We start from the raw sequence: 17204 nt of genomic DNA on the forward strand, positions 1-17204 counted from the left end.
GCGACTTCAGGAGGCCGAGCGCAGGTCTTGCGAAGGGAGGTGACGGGCATGGATGCCCGTCAAGCGCTGCGGCCCATGGATGGGCCGTCAGCGCGGTCCTCCCGGGAGCAAGGCCGGAGCGAGGGAACCCCGGAGCGAAGCGTAGGGGCCGGATGATGGGAGCAGGCGGTTTTGGTTACTTTGGCCACGACCAAAGTAACCCGCCGTAAGGGCGGAAAGGTGAATCAGCGCCTCCATGGCGAATGGATATTCACCCGATCTGAAAGCCGCAAGCCGCAAGCCGCCAGCCGCGCGACCCGGATACGCCACAGGTGGCGATGCGGTAAGCTTGGCGCATGAACCTCGACACCCGCATCAAGTACCGCCACCTGCTGTGCTTCCTGGAGATTGCCCGGCAGGGCAGCCTGGCCAGGGCCGCCGACATTCTGGCGATCAGCCAGCCGGCAATTTCCAAGACCCTCAAGGAGCTTGAAGACCTGCTCGAGACGCGCCTGTTCGAGCGCAGCCGCCAGGGCGTCGAGCTGACCCCGGCCGGCACCCGCTTCATGCATTACGCCGGGCCCAGCGTACAGGCCCTGCGCGACGGCGTGAGCAGCTTGCGCGGTGAAGCGCGGGCGCCGTCGCAGGTGCGCATCGGCGTGCTGTCCACGGTCGAAGGCCTGCTGATGCCCGAGGTGCTGTGCCGCCTGCATCAACGCCATGAAGCGTTGCTGATCAGCGTGGTGACCGGCGCCAGTGCACAGTTGCTCGGCCAGTTGCGCCTGGGCGAACTGGAACTGGTGGTCGGGCGCATGACCGACAGCCCACAGATCCAGGGGTTGTCGTTCGAACACCTGTACAGCGAGTCGATGGCCCTGGTCGTGCGCCCCGGGCACCCCTTGCTGGCCAGTATGCAGGTAGACCGATCACGCGTTGGCCGTTATCCACTGGTGCTCCCACCACCGGGCACTACCATTCGCCAGCACGCCGACAGCCTGTTCGTGCAATGCGGCATTCAACTGCCGGCGCAGCGCCTGGAGACCCTTTCGCTGGCCTTGAGCCGCCGCTACCTGCTGGGCAGTGATGCCGTATGGGTGGCGCCGCGTGATGCGGTGCTGCTTGACCTGCGCCGCGGTGAGTTGGCCGAGCTCGATCTGGGGGTGCGGGAGCCAGGCGGGTCGGTGGGCATCTGCCGCAATGCCGCCTTGGCGCTGAGCCTGCCGGGGCAGTGGGTGTGCGATGTATTGCGGGAAGTGGCGGGGCAATATCGCGAGCGGTTGTACCCGTAAGCTTCGTTGTAGCCGAGCGTTCCTGGCCCAGAAACGCTCGTGTGGTGTACGTCCCAACTGTTATCAAGCGGTTCGCAAGGACACCGCGACCACACAAGGAACAGTGGAACCTCGCGCCTCTTCGTCACGGCCATTGATCAACAAGCGCTTGTTGCCTGGATCGAGCGTGACCGTCGATCCAGATGCATAGAAGCCGTCCTCTGGCACTTGAGCGCCGACCTGGCCATAACCGAAGGGAGGGACGAAGCGGGTGTCAAACGTGCCATCCGAGGTCAAGCTAAAGGCAAGCGTATAAGTGTAGAAACTACCGTAGCCGACCAGGCCATCGCCTGTCTCTACTCCCGCATACCAACCGCCCGGTTGGTCAAACACCAGCGCTTCGCCGCCGTTGAACTCTCTGGCCGGCATGCCCGAATAGTCGATTCGGTAAACAGTCGGGTGGCTGATATCTTCATCGAGGTCGTACAGTTCCCCGTAGAAAGTGATTCGTTCCGCGACGGGGTCTACGGAAAAACCGTTATTGATGATCCATGGCGCGGACCAGTGCTGGCCATTGTTGCCAAAGGCATTGTCCACTTTCCCGTCGGTGGTCAAGGCTGTGGTGACGCCATACGCGTCTTCCCCCTGCATCAGATACAAGGCCAATACAAGGTGCTGCGAACCTGAGGGGGGTGTAAAACTGGCAATGCCGTCGATGATGTGTGAGTGGGTATCGGGAATCAGCTTGCTGACATCGAGGATGCCATCAGCGCCAAAATCCAAGCGCAATGCGCCGTCACGGTCCAGCCCGATCACCACCGGTTCGAATTTCTGTGGGCCGCGACGCAAGCCTGTGACGAAAATATGGTCTTTCGCCAAAGCCAGGTGCTCCAGCAGCAGTTCCTCCTTGACCAATGCAGGGGTAGCAACGTACCCCTTGCCCTCACCAAACGTCAGATCCGGTTGCCCTTCGGCATTCAGTTTCCAAAGGTGACTGGCTGACTCCCCCTGCACCGGGACAACGATCAGTAAATTACCTGCATCATCTTCTGCGATGCTCTCGGGTGCCTCATAGGCTGCGCTTGCAGTCTTGTTGAAATCGAAAATTCCATCGCCATTGAAGCTGCCATCCAGCTTTCCGTCTTGTTTCAGGCAAGCCACGAAGACCCTGGCGTCCTCAGTGTTCGGGTTGAAGCTTTCACCGATTACATAACTGCGTCCATCGGTGACCATGCTGTTGATGATTGCAGTGCTGTCGGCACGAGACCCGGCGCTTTTTTCAAGGATGTAGGCAATCCCATCGATGCCATAAGCACCATCGATGGGAGCTTGTGGCAACTGCATGGATGCTTGGGCCAAGGTTGGGGGCACGCGGGTTGAGCGGGCAGGCTTTCGTGAAGTGTTCATGACTTTTCCTTGGTGATGAGTGACCGCTGGGCATCAAGGCTTCACGCCGTTATCAGCCATCGCGGCTCACTCAGATGCGGCTGGATGCGTTGCAGGGCCATTGGAGGCCAGGCTCGAATCCGGCGCTACTGGCAGAAATGCCAGGGCGGGGCTGGTCGCTGGAAGAGCCAGTTTTGCAGGGGCGCCCGCTGTGCATATGGTCAATACTGGCCAAACGCCCGTAAGGTTGTGTGCAAGCGCGTTGTCGAGTGAACTTACTCCATGAAACCCGCTCTTATGCCGGTAGCCATTGGTAACGGCCGCCTGATAAGCTCGCGGCTTTACCCTGATTGCCCATATGGCGCATGAACAAGGAAATAGCATGAAACAGCATCGTTTGGCGGCTGCGGTTGCCCTGGTAGGCCTGGTACTGGCTGGCTGTGATCAACAGGCCAGCAGCCCCGAGCTGACAACTCCGGCACAGAAAGCCTCCTACGGTATCGGCCTGAACATGGGCAAGAGCCTGGCTCAGGAAGGCATGGAAGACCTTGATTCCAAAGCCGTCGCCCTCGGCATCGAAGACGCCGTAGGCAAGAAAGAACAGCGCATCAAGGACGAAGAGCTGGTAGAAGCCTTCACCTCGCTGCAGAAGCGCGCCGAGGAGCGTCTGGCCAAGGCCAGCGAAGAAGCCGCCTCCGCCGGCAAGAAGTTCCTCGAAGAAAATGCCAAGAAGCCAGGTGTGGTCACCACCGCCTCGGGCCTGCAGTACGAAGTGGTCAAGAAGGCCGACGGCCCGCAGCCCAAGCCGACCGATGTGGTCACTGTCCACTACGAAGGCAAGCTGATCGATGGCAAGGTGTTCGACAGCTCGGTAGAGCGTGGCAGCCCGATCGACCTGCCGGTCAGCGGTGTCATCCCAGGCTGGGTCGAAGGCCTGCAACTGATGCACGTTGGCGAGAAGTACAAACTGTTCATCCCGGCTGAGCTGGCCTATGGCGCACAGAGCCCAAGCCCGCTGATCCCGGCCAACTCGGTCCTGGTGTTCGACCTGGAACTGATCGCCATCAAAGACCCGGCCCAGCTGCAGGGCGACGCGCCTGAAGCTCAGGCACCTGCCGAAGCTCCGGCTGAAGCACCTGCCAAGTAATACTGGCTGGTAGTGCACAACGCCCCGCTCGCCGGGGCGTTGTCGTTTGTGCATCAGGCATCGGGCCGAACCTCGTGGCCAGCAGATTGTCCGAGAAAGGGCAGTGTGAAGAAGCAGGAGGCTTCTGACGCAAATCGTTTGCGGTTCTGAAACGACTGTGTAAAAAACGCCCGATCTGACCGGGGCCCTTGCTTTACAGGCACCTGCCGTCAGAAACTTCGCCCTGTTCACAAGGTTATCCACAATAAATGTGGATAACCTCTCCCTGCTGGAGGCTACATGAGCGCACCCTGGAATTTCGCCCGCTTCCTGCCCTTGGCCGAGCGCCTGCTTAGCCGTGGCCGCTTGCCGGCTTTGCTGTTCGCCGTGGCCCGCAAAGGGCCACGCCTGGGCCAGTTGCGTGAAGACATCAAGCTGTTGCAGTCGCTGTGCCTTGCCTGGTGGCGTGGCGAGTACCGGGCGATCAGCCCCAAGGCACTGGTGACCATCGTCGCCGGCCTGCTGTACTTCGTCAGCCCCATCGATGCCATCCCCGACTGGCTGCTGGGCGTAGGCTTTCTCGATGATATCGCCGTGCTCGGCTGGGTGCTGAAGACCGTCTCCGATGAGCTGGCGCGTTTCAAGGCCTGGCGCGACAGCCAGGCACCCGAGCGCCTGCGCGTTGTCGAGCGCTTGCCCGACACCCCTGAAGCTTTGCGCCTGGAGCGTAAAACGCACTGAAATCGAGCAGATCCCCACAGACCCCCGGGCTTGGTAATATAATTGGCATAAGGGTTATGCCTACGGATTACATGCGGTAATCCTACGTAAGGGGGTTGTAATGGGTATTCAGGTCATTAGCCGGGACGGTCAGCCCGAGTACGCAGTCGTTCCCTGGGAGCAGTATCAGGCGCTGCTCAAGGCGGCCGGCCAGGCGCCTGCCGAGGCGGTTGGCGAAACCAGCGATCACAGTGCGGCAAGCGCCAGTTTGCCCGCCTTCAGCGAAGTGGCGCAGCTGCGTGAGGCCAAAGGCATTGCGCCAGAACAATTGGCGCGAAATGTGGGGGTAAGCCCCGCCTACCTGGCGATGATCGAGTCGGGTGAACGCCAGCCGGATGCGGCGATCCGCCGTGCCCTGGCCTGGCACTTGGGTGTGGCGGGCTGGAGCGAGCCGTCATGAGCCAGGTCAGGATCAGCCGTCAGCATTGGCAAAGCTTGCTGGATGAGCTTGACCTGGCCCGCCGTCAACGGCATTTGCTGACTTACCGCGCGCTGATCGAGCGTTTGCAATTGCCCAGCCCGGCCATGCAGACGCTGACTGCAGCGCTTGAATACCTGGCGGTGCTCGATGCCCGTGCCGAGCAGCCGCTGCGCAGCTCGCTGGTGATCAGCCAGGGCGCCAGCCGCCTGCCGCGTACCGGCTTCTTCGAATGTGTGGAGCGCCTTGGGCGCTTCTCCGGGCCGGTCGACGGCATGGAGGCTGCGTCGTGGCATGCTTCGGAAGTTGTGCGGGTATTCGAGTACGCCTACCCGGAGATTGCCTGACAGGCCGATAGAGCTGCCCCGCCAAGCTCCCACCAACGCCACACACCGAAAACACAAGGGGCCGGGCACTTACGTGCCCGGCCCCTTGTGTTTCACATCAGCGCTGACTGATTACTGCTTGGCCACCTTGGTGCTGGCACTCAGGTAGTCGATCAGGATGCGACCGGTCTCGGACAGGTAAGCGTCGTCTTCGGGCTTGGTGTTTTCATCCTCGGTCGGCAGGGCGTCCTCGTCCTCTTTCTTCAGTTCCTTCAGCGGCTCTTCACCCTTGGCCTTGCGGCGGATGTTTTCCAGCGCCAGCTGTTTGGCCTCGATCTCATCGTGGCGGGCACGGCGGTCCTGCTCGTTGAGGCTGACGGTCTTCTCGTTCATCAGCTTCTGGGTCAGTGCCAGGCGGTCACGGATATAGGTGAACTCCGCGTCCTTGTCGCTGCGCGCTTCATGCTGGGCCTTGAGCTGCGCCAGGAAGGGCTTGAACGGGTCGGCCGCCGGCTTGACCACCGGGCGGATGGTGTCCCACGGCATGGCCTCGGGCAGGGCGCTTTCACCGATTTCCTTGGTGTCGATGATCGACGGGTAGTCGATGTCTGGCAGCACGCCCTGATGCTGGGTGCTCTGCCCGGACACCCGGTAGAACTTGGCCAGGGTCAGTTTCAGCTCGCCATGGTTGAGCGGCTGGATGGTCTGCACGGTGCCTTTGCCGAAGGTCTGGCCGCCGATGATCAAGGCGCGGTGGTAATCCTGCATGGCGCCGGCGAAGATTTCCGAGGCCGAGGCCGAGAGGCGGTTGACCAGCAGCACCAAGGGGCCTTTGTAGAAGGCGCCAGGGTTTTCGTCTTCTAGCACGTCAACCCGGCCATCGCTGTTGCGAACCAGCACCGTGGGGCCTTTCTCGATGAACAGGCTGGTCAGCTCGGTGGCTTCTTGCAGGGAACCGCCGCCGTTGTTGCGCAGGTCGATGACCACGCCGTCGACTTTTTCCTTTTGCAGTTCGGTGAGCAGCTTTTTCACGTCGCGCGTGGTGCTCTTGTACTCAGGGTCCCCGGCTCGGTAAGCCTTGAAGTCCAGGTAGAAGGCCGGGATTTCAATGATGCCCAGCTTGTAGTCACGGCCAGCCTGCTTGAGCTTGAGCACCGACTTCTTGGCCGCCTGCTCTTCAAGCTTGACCGCCTCGCGGGTGATCGACACCACTTTGCTGGTCTGGTCGCTCGGGGCATTGCTGGCCGGGATGATTTCCAGGCGCACAACCGAGCCTTTCGGGCCACGGATCAGCTTGACCACTTCGTCCAGGCGCCAGCCGACCACGTCGACCATTTCCTTGTTGCCCTGGGCGACGCCGATGATCTTGTCGGCCGGGGCCACCTGCTTGGTCTTGGCCGCAGGGCCGGCAGGTACCAGGCGCACGATCTTGACCTGGTCATTGTCGCTCTGCAGCACCGCGCCGATGCCTTCGAGCGACAGGCTCATGTTGATGTCGAAGTTTTCGGCGTTGTCCGGCGACAGGTAGTTGGTGTGCGGGTCGTAGGACTGGGCGAAGGTATTGATGTAGGCCTGGAAGATGTCTTCGGCACGGGTCTGGTCCAGGCGCGACAGCTGGTTCTTGTAACGCTTGGTCAGGGTTTCCTGAATCTGCTTGGGCTCTTTGCCGGCGATCTTCTGGCGCAGCACCTCGTCCTTGACGCGCTTGCGCCACAGGTCGTCCAGCTCGGCCTGGTTCTTCAGCCACGGGGCGTCCTTGCGGTCGATCAGCAAGGTTTCCTTGGCGGTGAAGTCCATCTTGTCGACGCCCTTGTTCAGCTCGGCCAGGGCGAAGTCCAGGCGTTGCTTGACGCGGTCCAGGTAGCGCTTGTAGATGGTGAAGCCCGGGTCGAGGTTGCCGCTTTTGAGGAAGTCGTCGAACTGCCTCTTCCACTTGTCGAACTCGGCGATGTCGGCCGCAGTGAAGTAGCTGCGCGCAGGGTCGAGCAGCTTGATGTAGCTGTCGTAGATGATCACCGAACGGGCGTCATCGAGCGGCGGCTTGCTGTAATGGTGGCGTTTGAGCAACTCAACCACGTTGAGGCTGGCGACGATTTCGTCACGGTCCGGCTGCAGGCTGTCCCATTTGTTGGCGGCCGCCGCATTGCCGCCGAGCGTGAGGCTGCCCAGGCCGATCATCAGGGCCAGGGCGGTGCTTGGGAGGAAATGCTTCATGCTGATTCGACGTGGAGGCAATTGATCACGCATAGTAGGCCGTCTTTTCCGTTGCCGGTTCCATGGAGCCGGACAAATACTGCAAAAAGCCAGGGGCGTGGATACCCCAGGCTCAGTCATGTCAATCAACTATGGAGGCACTGTGAAGGCATTGCAAGGCGAAGACGGACATGTGGAGTGGGTCGAGGCCGAGCGCCCGGCCCTGGATGCCGGCCAGGTACGCATCCGCGTGGCTGCGGCGGGCCTGAACCGGGCCGATCTGTTGCAGATGAAGGGCCTTTATCCGCCACCACCCGGTGCCAGCCCGTACATGGGCCTGGAATGCGCCGGGGTAGTGGAAGAAGTGGGGCCAGGCGCCGACTGGCGGGTAGGCGACCGAGTGTGCGCGTTGCTGGCCAGCGGGGCCATGGCCGAGGAAGTGGTGGTCGATGCCCGCCATGTGCTGCCGGTGCCCGAAGACCTGAGCCTGCACGAGGCAGCAGCGCTGCCCGAGGTCTACGCCACCGCGTGGTTGAACATTTTCCAGCTCGGTGCGGTGAAGGCCGGCGAGAAGGTACTGGTACACGCCGGTGCCAGCGGTGTCGGCTCGGCAGCCATTCAGTTGTGCAAGGCGTTCGGCAACCCGGTGTACGTCAGCGTTGGCTCGCAGGACCGCCTGGCGTACTGCCAGGCCCTGGGCGCAACGGGCGGAGTGGTGCGCAACGAAAACCTGGAAGCGCTGGAGGGCATGGGCCCGTTCGACGTGATTCTCGACCCGGTGGGTGCCAGTTACGGGCAGCTCAACCTCAAGTTGCTGGCACGCGATGGGCGCTGGGTGATCATCGGCCTGATGGGCGGGCGCACGGTTGAACTGGACCTGGCGCAGGTGCTGGGCAAGCGCCTGGAAATCACCGGTTCCACCTTGCGCAACCGTGATGACGGGTTCAAGGCCGAGCTGCTGCGTGAGCTGCAGCAGCAGGTGTGGCCGCTGTTCACCGAAAAGCGCTTGTCGCCACAGCTGGTGGACACCTACCCGGTCGAATTCGCCCAGGCAGCGTATGCCGAGCTTGAGAGCAATCAGGTGTCGGGCAAGCTGGTGATGGTGATCGACGCTAGCCTGGCGTGAGATTGCCGGGGCTGCCTTGCAGCCCATCGCGACACAAGGCCGCATCTACAGGGCGGCCTTGTGTCGCGAAAGGGGCGCAAAGCGCCCCCCATGGCCGTCAAGCCCAGCTCAGTATCGGCCAGCCATTCTTTTCGGCATGCTCGCGCAACACCGCATCCGGGTTCACCACATGCGGATGATCCACCTTGAGCAATAACGGCAGGTCGTTGCGCGAATCGGAATAGAAACTCGCCCCCTCCAGGTTTTCCTGCTCCTGGTCCAGCCACTCCAGCAAGCGGGTGATCTTGCCCTCCCGGTAAGTCAGCACCCCATGGGTCTTCCCGGTATACACCCCGTTCACAGCCTCCAGCTCGATCGCTAGGTACTCGTCCACCCCTAACCGCGCCGCAATCGGCCCGACCAGGTGAGTGCCCGAGGCGGAAATGATCAGGATGCGGTCGCCACGCTTGCGATGCTCGGCGATGCAGCGGCAGGCATCACCGAAAATGATCGGCTCGATGACATCCTCCACCCATGGCTCCACCAGGTGCTCGACCTCTTCCAGCGTACGCCCGGCAATCGGCTCCAGGCTGAAGGCCATGTACTCTTCCATCTGCAGGTGGCCTTTGCCGTAGGCCTCCATCAGGGCATGGTCGCGGCGCAGGAACTCCTTGCCGTCGACCCAGCCCAGCCGCGCCATTTGCTCGCTCCACAGCGACGCGCAGTCGCCATGGATCAGGGTTTCATCCAGATCGAAAATTGCCAGTGCCATGCGTTGAATCTCCTTAGGCCACTTCCCGTAGCGCCGTGGGGTCGATCGACAAGGATACCCGCTGGCCGTCCGCGTGCAGGTCGGCCGATGAGCGATTGAGCACATCCACCACCAGCTCCACGTCACGAACCCGTACCCGGTAGCGGATCACATTGCCCAGCAGGCTGTGGCTGCGCACTTCGCCGTCCAGTTCGCCATCGCGGCTCAAGGTGATCGACTCGGGGCGAATCGCCAGGCGGCTGGCCACCGGGCGTTGCAGCAGGCGGCTGGCACTGTCCGGGTCGAGCAGGTTGTAGTTGCCGATGAAGCCGGCGGCAAACAGGTCCACCGGGGCCGTGTACAGGGTTTCGGCGTCGCCGCTCTGCACGATGCGCCCCTGGTTCATCAGGAAGATGCGATCAGACATCGTCAGCGCTTCTTCCTGGTCATGGGTAACGAAGATGGTGGTCAGCCCCAGTTCGCGCTGGATGGCGCGGATCTGCTCGCGCAGGTGCTTGCGAATACGCGCATCCAGCGCCGACAGCGGCTCGTCGAGCAGCAGCAGGCGTGGCCGGGTGACCAGCGAGCGGGCCAGGGCCACCCGCTGGCACTGGCCACCGGACAGCTGGTGCGGGTAACGCCCGGCAAAACTGCCCAGTTCCACCAGTTCCAGCGCCTCGCGCACACGTACTTGAGTGTCACTGGCCTTGACCTTCTGCATGCGCAGGCCAAAGGCGACATTCTGCTCCACGGTCATGTTGGGGAACAGCGCATAGCTCTGGAACACCATGCCGATGCCGCGCTTTTGCGGGCTCAGCGGCACGATGTCCTGGCCGTCGAGCAGGATCTGCCCGCCGTCCACCGGGGTCAGCCCGGCGATGCAGCGCAGCAGGGTGGACTTGCCGCAGCCGGAAGGGCCGAGCAGGGTGACGAACTCGCCGCGTTCGATCTGGCAGTCGATGTTTTCGAACACCGGGGTGCCGCCATAGCGTCTGTGCAGTTTCTGTACGCTGACGAAGCTCATGTCAGGTCTTGTCCTTGTTCAGGCGGTTGGCGACCCAGGTCAGTACCAGCACGAAGGCGAAGTACGAGATCACCAGCGCGCTGTTGAAGTGGCCGCTGCTGTTGCGCATGTTGTTCAGGTACACCTGCAGGGTCTCGTAGCGCGTGCCGACCAGCAGGTTGGCGAACACGAACTCGCCGAACAGGAACGAGAACGACAGCAGCAGCGCCACCATCAGGCCTTTGCGCAGGTTGGGCAGCACCACCAGGAACGCCGCCTGCCAGGTGCTGGCGCCGAGCAGTTGGGCGGCGTCCATCAGGTCGCGCAGGTTGATCGCCTGCAAGTTGTTGGTGATCGCCCGGTACATGAACGGCAGGGCGATGGTGAAGTAGCAGCCGATCAGGATCCACGGCGTGCCGACCATGGCCATCGGCCCGCTGCCGTACAGCTGCAGCAGGCCCACCGAGGACACCACCGGCGGTACCGCGAACGGTAGCAGGATGAGGATGTTCATCAGTGCGTCGAGCCTGGGGAAGTGGTAGTGCACCACGAACAGCAGTGGCAGGATCAGCACCACCGACAGCAGCAGCGCGCCCACGCACACCAGCAGCGACTGGCCGAAGGCCGCCAGAAAGCGCGGCTCGCCCCACAGCGCCACGTACCACTTGAAGGTCAGGCCGCTGGGCAGCAGGCTGGCTGACCAGCTGGTGGCCAGCGAGTAGAGCAGGGTGCCGGCCAGTGGTAGCAGCAGAATGAGAAACAGCAGGTACACCACGGCGCGGTGATAGAGGCTGCCGGCGCTCGGCCTGGTTGAGCGGTTAGCGTGCATGGTAGCTCCGTTTCAGCAGCCATTGATGGACGACCGTGACCACCGTCATCAAGCCCACCAGCACCATGGCCAGCGCGCTGGCCAGGTTGGGGTCCAGGCTGATGTCACCGGCCACCAGGCCGGCGATGCGGATCGGCAGCACGTTGAAGTTGCCGGTGGTCAGCGCATACACCGTGGCATACGCGCCCAGGGCATTGGCCAGCAGAATGACGAAGGTACCGAGCAGGGCCGGGGTCAGCACTGGCAGGCCGATGTGCCGCCAGTATTGCCAGTGGCTGGCGCCCAGCAACGCGGCCGATTCGCGCCAGTCTTCGCGCAGGGCATCGAAGGCCGGGTAGAGCAGCAGTACGCCCAGGGGGATCTGGAAGTAGGTGTAGACCAGGATCAGGCCGCTTTTGGAGTAGATGCTGAAGTCTTCCAGCAGGCCAACCTGCTTGAGCAGCAGGGTCAGCGCCCCGTTGAAACCGAGCAGGATGATGAACGCAAAGGCCAGCGGCACGCCGGCGAAATTGCTGGTCATGTTGGCGAAGGCGCTGACGAAGTCGCGCAGGCGCGAATCCACCTGGCGCAGCGAGTAAGCACCGAGGGTGGCGATGATGATGCCGAACAGGCTCGACCAGAAGCTGATTTCCAGGCTGCGTTGCAGTGCCTGCAGGTAGAACTTCGAGGCGAACACCTTGCTGAAGTTGGCCAGCCCCCAGCCCGCTTCCGACTGCACGCTGTTGATGGCCACCCAGGCCAGCGGGGCGATCTGGAAGATGACGAAGAACACAGCGAACGGCAGCAGGCAGAGCAGGGCCAGGTAGCGCCCGCGGGCGCCGGCATTCACTTGAGCAGCTCCCGGCAGACGGTCTTGTCGTGGGCAACGCCCAGCAACTCGCAGATGGTGCCACACAGCTCGGTTTGCAGCGGCTTGGCGGCCGGGTCGAGGCTGAAGGCGTCGCCAAACACGAACAGCGGCACTTCGCGCTCTTCGGCCAGCAGGCCGTTGTGCGAGCGGTCGTTGTTCATGCCGTGGTCGGCGGTGACCAGTACCTGGTAGCCCTCTTCGAGCCAGTGCGGCAGGTAGTCGGCCAAGAGGATGTCGGCGCTGCGCGCAGCGTTGCGGTACTGGCTGCTGTCCAGGCCGTGGCGGTGGCCGGTGTCGTCGATGCTCATCGGGTGCACCAGCAAAAAGTTCGGCGCATGGCGGCGGCGCAGGTACTCGGCGTCGGCCAGCAGGTGCGAGTCGGGGTAGCGGTCGTCCCAATAGAACAGGCCATGCTGGATCGGCAGCTTCGGCGCGTGGGTATGGCGGTCGCGCTGCGGGTCGAAGGGCGAGCGGTTGTACAACTCGCTCATCCAGTGATAAGCCGCCGCAGCAGTGCCCAGGTTGGCCTCGCGGGCGTAGTGGAACACGCTGCGCTGGTTGGACAGGCGGTTGACGTTGTTGTGCACGATGCCGCTGTCGATTGGCGCCACGCCGGTGAGGATGCACTCGTACAGCGGCCGGGACAGCGACGGCAGCTCGCATTCCACACGGTACAGCGCGGCACGGTCGGCTTCGACGTAAGCGTGCAGGTGGCCCATGGCGTGATGGGCCACCTGGTGGTTGAGGCCGTCGAGCAGGACCAGGATGACATTGTGTTGCATGGTGGCTCCCAGTGGAGCTGCAAGCTTCAAGCTACAAGCTGCAAGAACGAGCCGGCATGTCGATCACCTGCTTGCACTTGTAGCTTGCAGCTTGCAGCTTGAAGCTTCTTCATTCCATCTCGATGATGACTTGCTCCTGCCACATCTGCGGCAGCTTTTTCGAGGTCGCTTCCCACACTTCGGGTTTCTTGATCGGCTGCGCAGCGCCGTACTGCTCGTTAGGCAGCAGCTTGGCCTGCACGTCCGCGGGCAGTTTCAGGTGCTCGGCGCGGATCGGCCGGGCATGCCCCTTGGCCAGGTTGATCTGCCCGGCATCGCTGAAGATGTACTCACGCGCAAGCTTGGCTGCATTGGGGTTTTTGGCGTACTTGTTGATGATGGTGGTGTAGCCGGAGATGACCGACCCGTCCGAGGGGATCAGCACTTCGAAGCGTTTCGGGTCGATCTGGTCGCGGTAGCTCAGGCCGTTGAAGTCCCACACCACGCCCACTTCGACCTCGCCTTTCTCCAGGGTCTGTATGGTCGGGTTGGCCAGCGACAGGCGCTTCTGCTGGGCCAGCTTGGTGAACAGCTGAAGGCCCGGGGCGACGTTGCTCTCATCGCCCTTGTAGGCGATGGCTGCGGCCAGCACGCCGTTGGCGGCCTGGGCGGCAGTACTGACATCGCCGATGGCGACCTTGTACTTGCCTTTTTCCAGGTCGTGCCAGGTTTTAGGGCGTTCTTCTTCCTTCACCAGGTCCTTGTTGATGATGAAGGCGATGGTGCCGGTATAGGCCAGCGCCCAGTGACCATCCTTGTCCTTGGCCCAGCCCGGTACCTGGTCCCAGGTGCTCGGTTTGTACGGCTGGCTCACGCCCTTGGCCACGGCAATCGGGCCGAAGGCGGCACCGACGTCACCGATATCGGCGCTGGCGTTGTCCTTCTCGGCATCGAACTTGGCGATTTCCTGGGCCGAGCTCATGTCGGTGTCGGTGTGCTTGAGGCCGTACTTGCTGGCCAGGTCTTCCCAGGTGCCTTTCCAGTTGGCCCAGGCATCGGGCATGCCCACGCTGTTGATCGTGCCCTCCTTGCGGGCAGCGTCTTCCAGGGCCTTGAGGTCGGTGCCGGCGGCCATGGCCGAGGTACACAGGGCCATGGCCGAGCCGAGCAGTGACGCCATGAACAACTTTTTCATCCGAAGCTCCTTTGGGTGGGTGCCTTGCGCGATCGTTGTTATGAGTGAAGCCTTGCTTGGCTAACCTTTGGTCTAGGTCAGCAAACCTTGCGCCAAGGTAGGCCGGTTGCGTGACAATTTGATGTAAGGGAAGGGTTGAACCAGGTGCTGCCGCCTCCTGCGAATACAGCGTAGACCAGATCGCAAGCCCCGATTCATAAGGCTTGGCCCGAATCTGGCAGTGCTCTGATGAAGCGTGTACAGCTGCTTTGTCACAGCATGTTCATCAGCCCTGCCTAGGCTTGCACTATTCTCCAAGTGCCCTGTTCTGGGGCTGGACTAGTCCAGATAGGTAACCCTTGATGCAGTCGACGCCACCGCGTGCGGTAACAGCCATCTGCCATGCCTTGCAGGAGCAGATCGAGCACGGCCTGCTGGCGCCGGGCGGCAAGCTGCCGGCCGAGCGCAAACTCAGCGAGGTGTTCGATACCACGCGTATCACCCTGCGCGAGGCGCTGGTGCAGCTGGAAGCCCAAGGGCTGATCTACCGCGAAGAGCGGCGCGGCTGGTTCGTCGCCCCCGAGCGGCTGACCTACGACCTGATCGAGCGTAGCCACTTTCACGCGATGGTGCGGGACCAGGGGCGGGTGGCCAGTACCGAACTGCTTTCGGCCCGGTTGCAGCCGGCATCGGCGGCCATTTGCGCGCGTCTGCACCTGCCGGCGCTGTCCAGCGTGATACGCATCTGCCGGTTGCGGCGTATCGATGGGCGGGCGGTGCTGTATGCCGAGCATTACCTCAACCCGCGTTACTTCCCCGACATCCTCGAACATGACCTGGCGCAGTCGCTGACCGAGATTTATGGGCGGGTCTACGGCATCCGCTACGGGCAGGTGTGCTTTGAAATCCTGCCCACGGCGTTACCCGTGGCTGCGGCCGCAGCCTTGAAGGTATCCACCGGCAGCCCGGGGCTGCATATCACCCGGGTCAACAGTGACCAGCATGGGCACCTGATCGACTGTGACCTTGAGTATTGGCGCCATGATGCGATCCGCATCCGCGCCCAGGCCGGATAGCGGCTGCTGGCGACCCTAATCGGTGGTCCCGCCGGCCTCTGCCATCGCGCCGCCACCCGCCGTCACCACCTGTACCGACAAGCGTGGCATCGCCAGGTCCAGCCCGGCAGCATCCAGCTGGCGCTTCAAGGCCAGGTTGAACGCCCGCGACACTTCCCATTGCTTGATGGGTGCGGTCTTGAAGCGTGCCCGCAGAATCGCCGAACCAGACTCGAAACTTTCCACCCCTTGCAGCTCAAGGGGTGACCAGATATTGCGGCGCATCAGTGGATCGTTGCGCAGTTTCTGCCCCACTTCGCGGATCAGCGTGATGGCCTGGTCGATGTTCATACTGTGCGGGATGGCCACACGGAAGATCGCATAGCCGAACTCGCGCGAGTAGTTCTTGATGCTCTTGATCTCGCTGAACGGGATGGTGTGCACGATGCCATCGATGTCGCGCAGGCGCACGGTGCGGATGGTCAGGCCTTCAACGGTGCCCAGGTGGCCACCCACATCGACATAGTCGTCGATGGCCAGGGAGTCTTCGATGATGATGAACAGGCCCGTGATCAGGTCGGCCACCAGCGACTGCGCGCCAAAACCGATGGCCAGGCCGATCACCCCGGCACCGGCCAGCAGCGGCGTGACGTTCATGCCCATGTTGGCCAGGGCGACGATCAGCGCAATGATGAAAATCACCACGAACATCACGTTGCGGATCAGCGGCATCATGGTTTGCGCGCGGGCGTTGGCCAGGCCCCGGCGTGAACGCACCAGGGCGTGGTGCACGGCCGTGTCGGCCAGGATCCACACCAGCCAGGCGACAATCAGCGTGCCGGCCAGGCCCAGCAGGCGCAGGCTGACTTCATGGCCCTCACCTTCGGCGAAGCTGATCATCGACTGGCCCCAAACGCGCAGCCCCAGCTCGATGAACACCAGCCAGATGAACAGGTGCACCAGCACATAACCGAAGTTGCGCAGGCGCTCTGTGTATACCGCTTGCCGCTTGTTGGCGCGCTTGGGGTTGGCGGCGTGGCGGCGCACCAGGCCATTGAGCACCATGCACACCACCACCAGCACCGTGCACATCAGTGACTGGCGCAGCGCGGTGCTGGTGTCGCCGGCCGACACGAAGGTGGCGAACAGCGAGATCGCCACCAGGATCATCGCCGGTATGTACCAGAAGCTGCCAAGGATTTCGATGGTGTCGCTCAGGGTGCGCCGGGTCAGGCGCCGCGACAGGGGCTGGTTGCGGATCAGGTGGGCGATCGGGCGGCGGAAACGCAGTATGAACAGGCCGGTGCACAGCGCGGCGATCACATTGGCCAGGGTGGCCAGGGCGTGCGCCAGGTGTGTACCAAGGGCGACGGTCAGGCGCGGGTCGCTCATCGCTTCGCCAAAGGCGGCGAAGCTGCCGATCAGCCACAGCGGCCGAAATGCCTGGTGGCGCAGGATGTGCAGCGCGCGGTGGCGGTGCGGGCCGTCGAGCAGCGAGAAGGCGATCACGCAGATGGCCGAAAAGCAGGTGCCTACCACCAGCGCATAGGCCAGCACCATGGCCATGGACTTGCCGAGCGAGGAGGGCAGGGCAAAGCTCAGGTACACCGTGAACACCAGCGCCACCAGCCACGGCCCCAGCTTGCGCAGGGCGAAGCGCACCAGGTCCCAGGTGCGCGGGTGCTGTGGCAACTCCTCGGTCAGGCCGAAGCGCACACGCACCCGGTGGCCGATCCAGTTGAATGCATAGGCCAGCAGGCTCCACACGGCGATGATCGCGGCAAAGCCGAACAGGATCGCCGGCCACTGGTGCACGGGCACCACCAGTTCAGCCAGCTCCGCCTGGGCCTGGTCGATTTCCAGCGCCCACCGCTGGAACGGGCTGGCGTCGCCGCTGAACTGCTTCTCGAAATCATGCAGCGCACCGCCGATCAGGCCCAGCACGCCCTGCTCGACGGTGGGTTGCGACTGCTTGGTGGCATCGCGCAGCTTCTTCAGGTCGGCCAGCAGCTTGGCGCGTTGCTGGTCGTTCTCCAGGTTCTTGATCACCTCGTCCAGCGATTTGCCCAAGGGCTCGGTGGCTTCTGGCTGGGCCGGCGCACTGGAGCCAAGCAGGCCAGGCAGGCCGGCGGCCTGTACCGGGGAGATGAACAGAAACAGCAGCAGGGCAAGGCAACGCAGGAGGGCTGGCACCGGGAAA

General features: G+C 62.9%; 16 protein-coding genes. 7 read left to right on the plus strand and 9 right to left on the minus strand.

Going from position 1 to position 17204, the window contains the following annotated elements; translation table 11 throughout:
• Window positions 1–335: 335 nt before the first annotated feature.
• Window positions 336–1268: a pca operon transcription factor PcaQ gene (gene pcaQ / locus EGJ09_RS15655; RefSeq protein ID WP_046787419.1), complete on the plus strand. Its 933-nt coding sequence runs from the start codon at window positions 336–338 to the stop codon at window positions 1266–1268.
• Window positions 1269–1331: 63 nt separating this feature from the next.
• Here the strand turns inward: pcaQ and EGJ09_RS15660 are convergent, their stop codons facing one another.
• Window positions 1332–2654, minus strand: coding sequence for a hypothetical protein (locus EGJ09_RS15660; RefSeq protein ID WP_125924309.1), 1323 nt, complete (start codon window positions 2652–2654; stop codon window positions 1332–1334).
• Between the two features lie 361 nt (window positions 2655–3015).
• On the opposite strand from EGJ09_RS15660, the gene EGJ09_RS15665 reads away from it, so the two are divergent.
• The 4 genes from EGJ09_RS15665 to EGJ09_RS15680 all read left to right on the plus strand — a co-directional run bounded on the left by EGJ09_RS15665 (window position 3016) and on the right by EGJ09_RS15680 (window position 5304).
• Window positions 3016–3780: an FKBP-type peptidyl-prolyl cis-trans isomerase gene (locus EGJ09_RS15665; RefSeq protein ID WP_125924310.1), complete on the plus strand. Its 765-nt coding sequence runs from the start codon at window positions 3016–3018 to the stop codon at window positions 3778–3780.
• 279 nt (window positions 3781–4059) lie between these two features.
• Window positions 4060–4500: a YkvA family protein gene (locus EGJ09_RS15670; protein WP_012313180.1), complete on the plus strand. Its 441-nt coding sequence runs from the start codon at window positions 4060–4062 to the stop codon at window positions 4498–4500.
• 100 nt (window positions 4501–4600) lie between these two features.
• Window positions 4601–4939 (plus strand): helix-turn-helix transcriptional regulator, encoded by a 339-nt coding sequence (locus tag EGJ09_RS15675; protein ID WP_046787417.1) that lies wholly within the window; start codon window positions 4601–4603, stop codon window positions 4937–4939.
• The gene (locus EGJ09_RS15680) at window positions 4936–5304 is read left to right on the plus strand and encodes a hypothetical protein (RefSeq protein ID WP_012313182.1); all 369 of its coding nucleotides are present in this window, start codon (window positions 4936–4938) and stop codon (window positions 5302–5304) included. Before EGJ09_RS15675 ends, EGJ09_RS15680 begins: the two co-directional genes overlap by 4 nt.
• 111 nt (window positions 5305–5415) lie before the next feature.
• On the opposite strand, the gene EGJ09_RS15685 is transcribed toward EGJ09_RS15680, so the two are convergent.
• Window positions 5416–7497, minus strand: coding sequence for a carboxy terminal-processing peptidase (locus EGJ09_RS15685; RefSeq protein ID WP_012313183.1), 2082 nt, complete (start codon window positions 7495–7497; stop codon window positions 5416–5418).
• A gap of 142 nt (window positions 7498–7639) precedes the next feature.
• On the opposite strand from EGJ09_RS15685, the gene EGJ09_RS15690 reads away from it, so the two are divergent.
• Complete coding sequence (locus tag EGJ09_RS15690) at window positions 7640–8602, plus strand: NAD(P)H-quinone oxidoreductase (RefSeq protein ID WP_125924311.1); 963 nt, start codon at window positions 7640–7642, stop codon at window positions 8600–8602.
• 97 nt (window positions 8603–8699) lie between these two features.
• Here the strand turns inward: EGJ09_RS15690 and EGJ09_RS15695 are convergent, their stop codons facing one another.
• From EGJ09_RS15695 to EGJ09_RS15720, 6 genes are all read right to left on the minus strand, one after another.
• Window positions 8700–9353 (minus strand): HAD family phosphatase, encoded by a 654-nt coding sequence (locus tag EGJ09_RS15695; RefSeq protein ID WP_125924312.1) that lies wholly within the window; start codon window positions 9351–9353, stop codon window positions 8700–8702.
• Between the two features lie 13 nt (window positions 9354–9366).
• The gene (locus tag EGJ09_RS15700) at window positions 9367–10356 is read right to left on the minus strand and encodes an ABC transporter ATP-binding protein (protein ID WP_125924313.1); all 990 of its coding nucleotides are present in this window, start codon (window positions 10354–10356) and stop codon (window positions 9367–9369) included.
• 1 nt (window position 10357) lies between these two features.
• Window positions 10358–11164 (minus strand): ABC transporter permease, encoded by an 807-nt coding sequence (locus EGJ09_RS15705; RefSeq protein ID WP_046787414.1) that lies wholly within the window; start codon window positions 11162–11164, stop codon window positions 10358–10360.
• Window positions 11154–11993, minus strand: coding sequence for an ABC transporter permease subunit (locus EGJ09_RS15710; protein ID WP_039602573.1), 840 nt, complete (start codon window positions 11991–11993; stop codon window positions 11154–11156). The genes EGJ09_RS15705 and EGJ09_RS15710 overlap by 11 nt, the downstream gene beginning before the upstream one ends.
• On the minus strand, window positions 11990–12796 hold the full coding sequence (locus EGJ09_RS15715; RefSeq protein WP_046787413.1) for an alkaline phosphatase family protein: 807 nt from the start codon (window positions 12794–12796) through the stop codon (window positions 11990–11992). The genes EGJ09_RS15710 and EGJ09_RS15715 overlap by 4 nt, the downstream gene beginning before the upstream one ends.
• 109 nt (window positions 12797–12905) lie before the next feature.
• Window positions 12906–13970, minus strand: coding sequence for an ABC transporter substrate-binding protein (locus EGJ09_RS15720; RefSeq protein ID WP_046787412.1), 1065 nt, complete (start codon window positions 13968–13970; stop codon window positions 12906–12908).
• A 341-nt stretch (window positions 13971–14311) separates the two neighbouring features.
• Between EGJ09_RS15720 and EGJ09_RS15725 the strand changes: the two genes are divergently transcribed.
• Window positions 14312–15025: a UTRA domain-containing protein gene (locus EGJ09_RS15725; protein ID WP_046787411.1), complete on the plus strand. Its 714-nt coding sequence runs from the start codon at window positions 14312–14314 to the stop codon at window positions 15023–15025.
• 15 nt (window positions 15026–15040) lie between these two features.
• Here the strand turns inward: EGJ09_RS15725 and EGJ09_RS15730 are convergent, their stop codons facing one another.
• The gene (locus tag EGJ09_RS15730; protein WP_125924314.1) at window positions 15041–17197 is read right to left on the minus strand and encodes a mechanosensitive ion channel family protein; all 2157 of its coding nucleotides are present in this window, start codon (window positions 17195–17197) and stop codon (window positions 15041–15043) included.
• Window positions 17198–17204: the final 7 nt, after the last annotated feature.

The sequence above is a fragment of the Pseudomonas sp. p106 genome (genome assembly GCF_003936645.1).
GTDB classification, from domain to species: domain Bacteria; phylum Pseudomonadota; class Gammaproteobacteria; order Pseudomonadales; family Pseudomonadaceae; genus Aquipseudomonas; species Aquipseudomonas putida_E.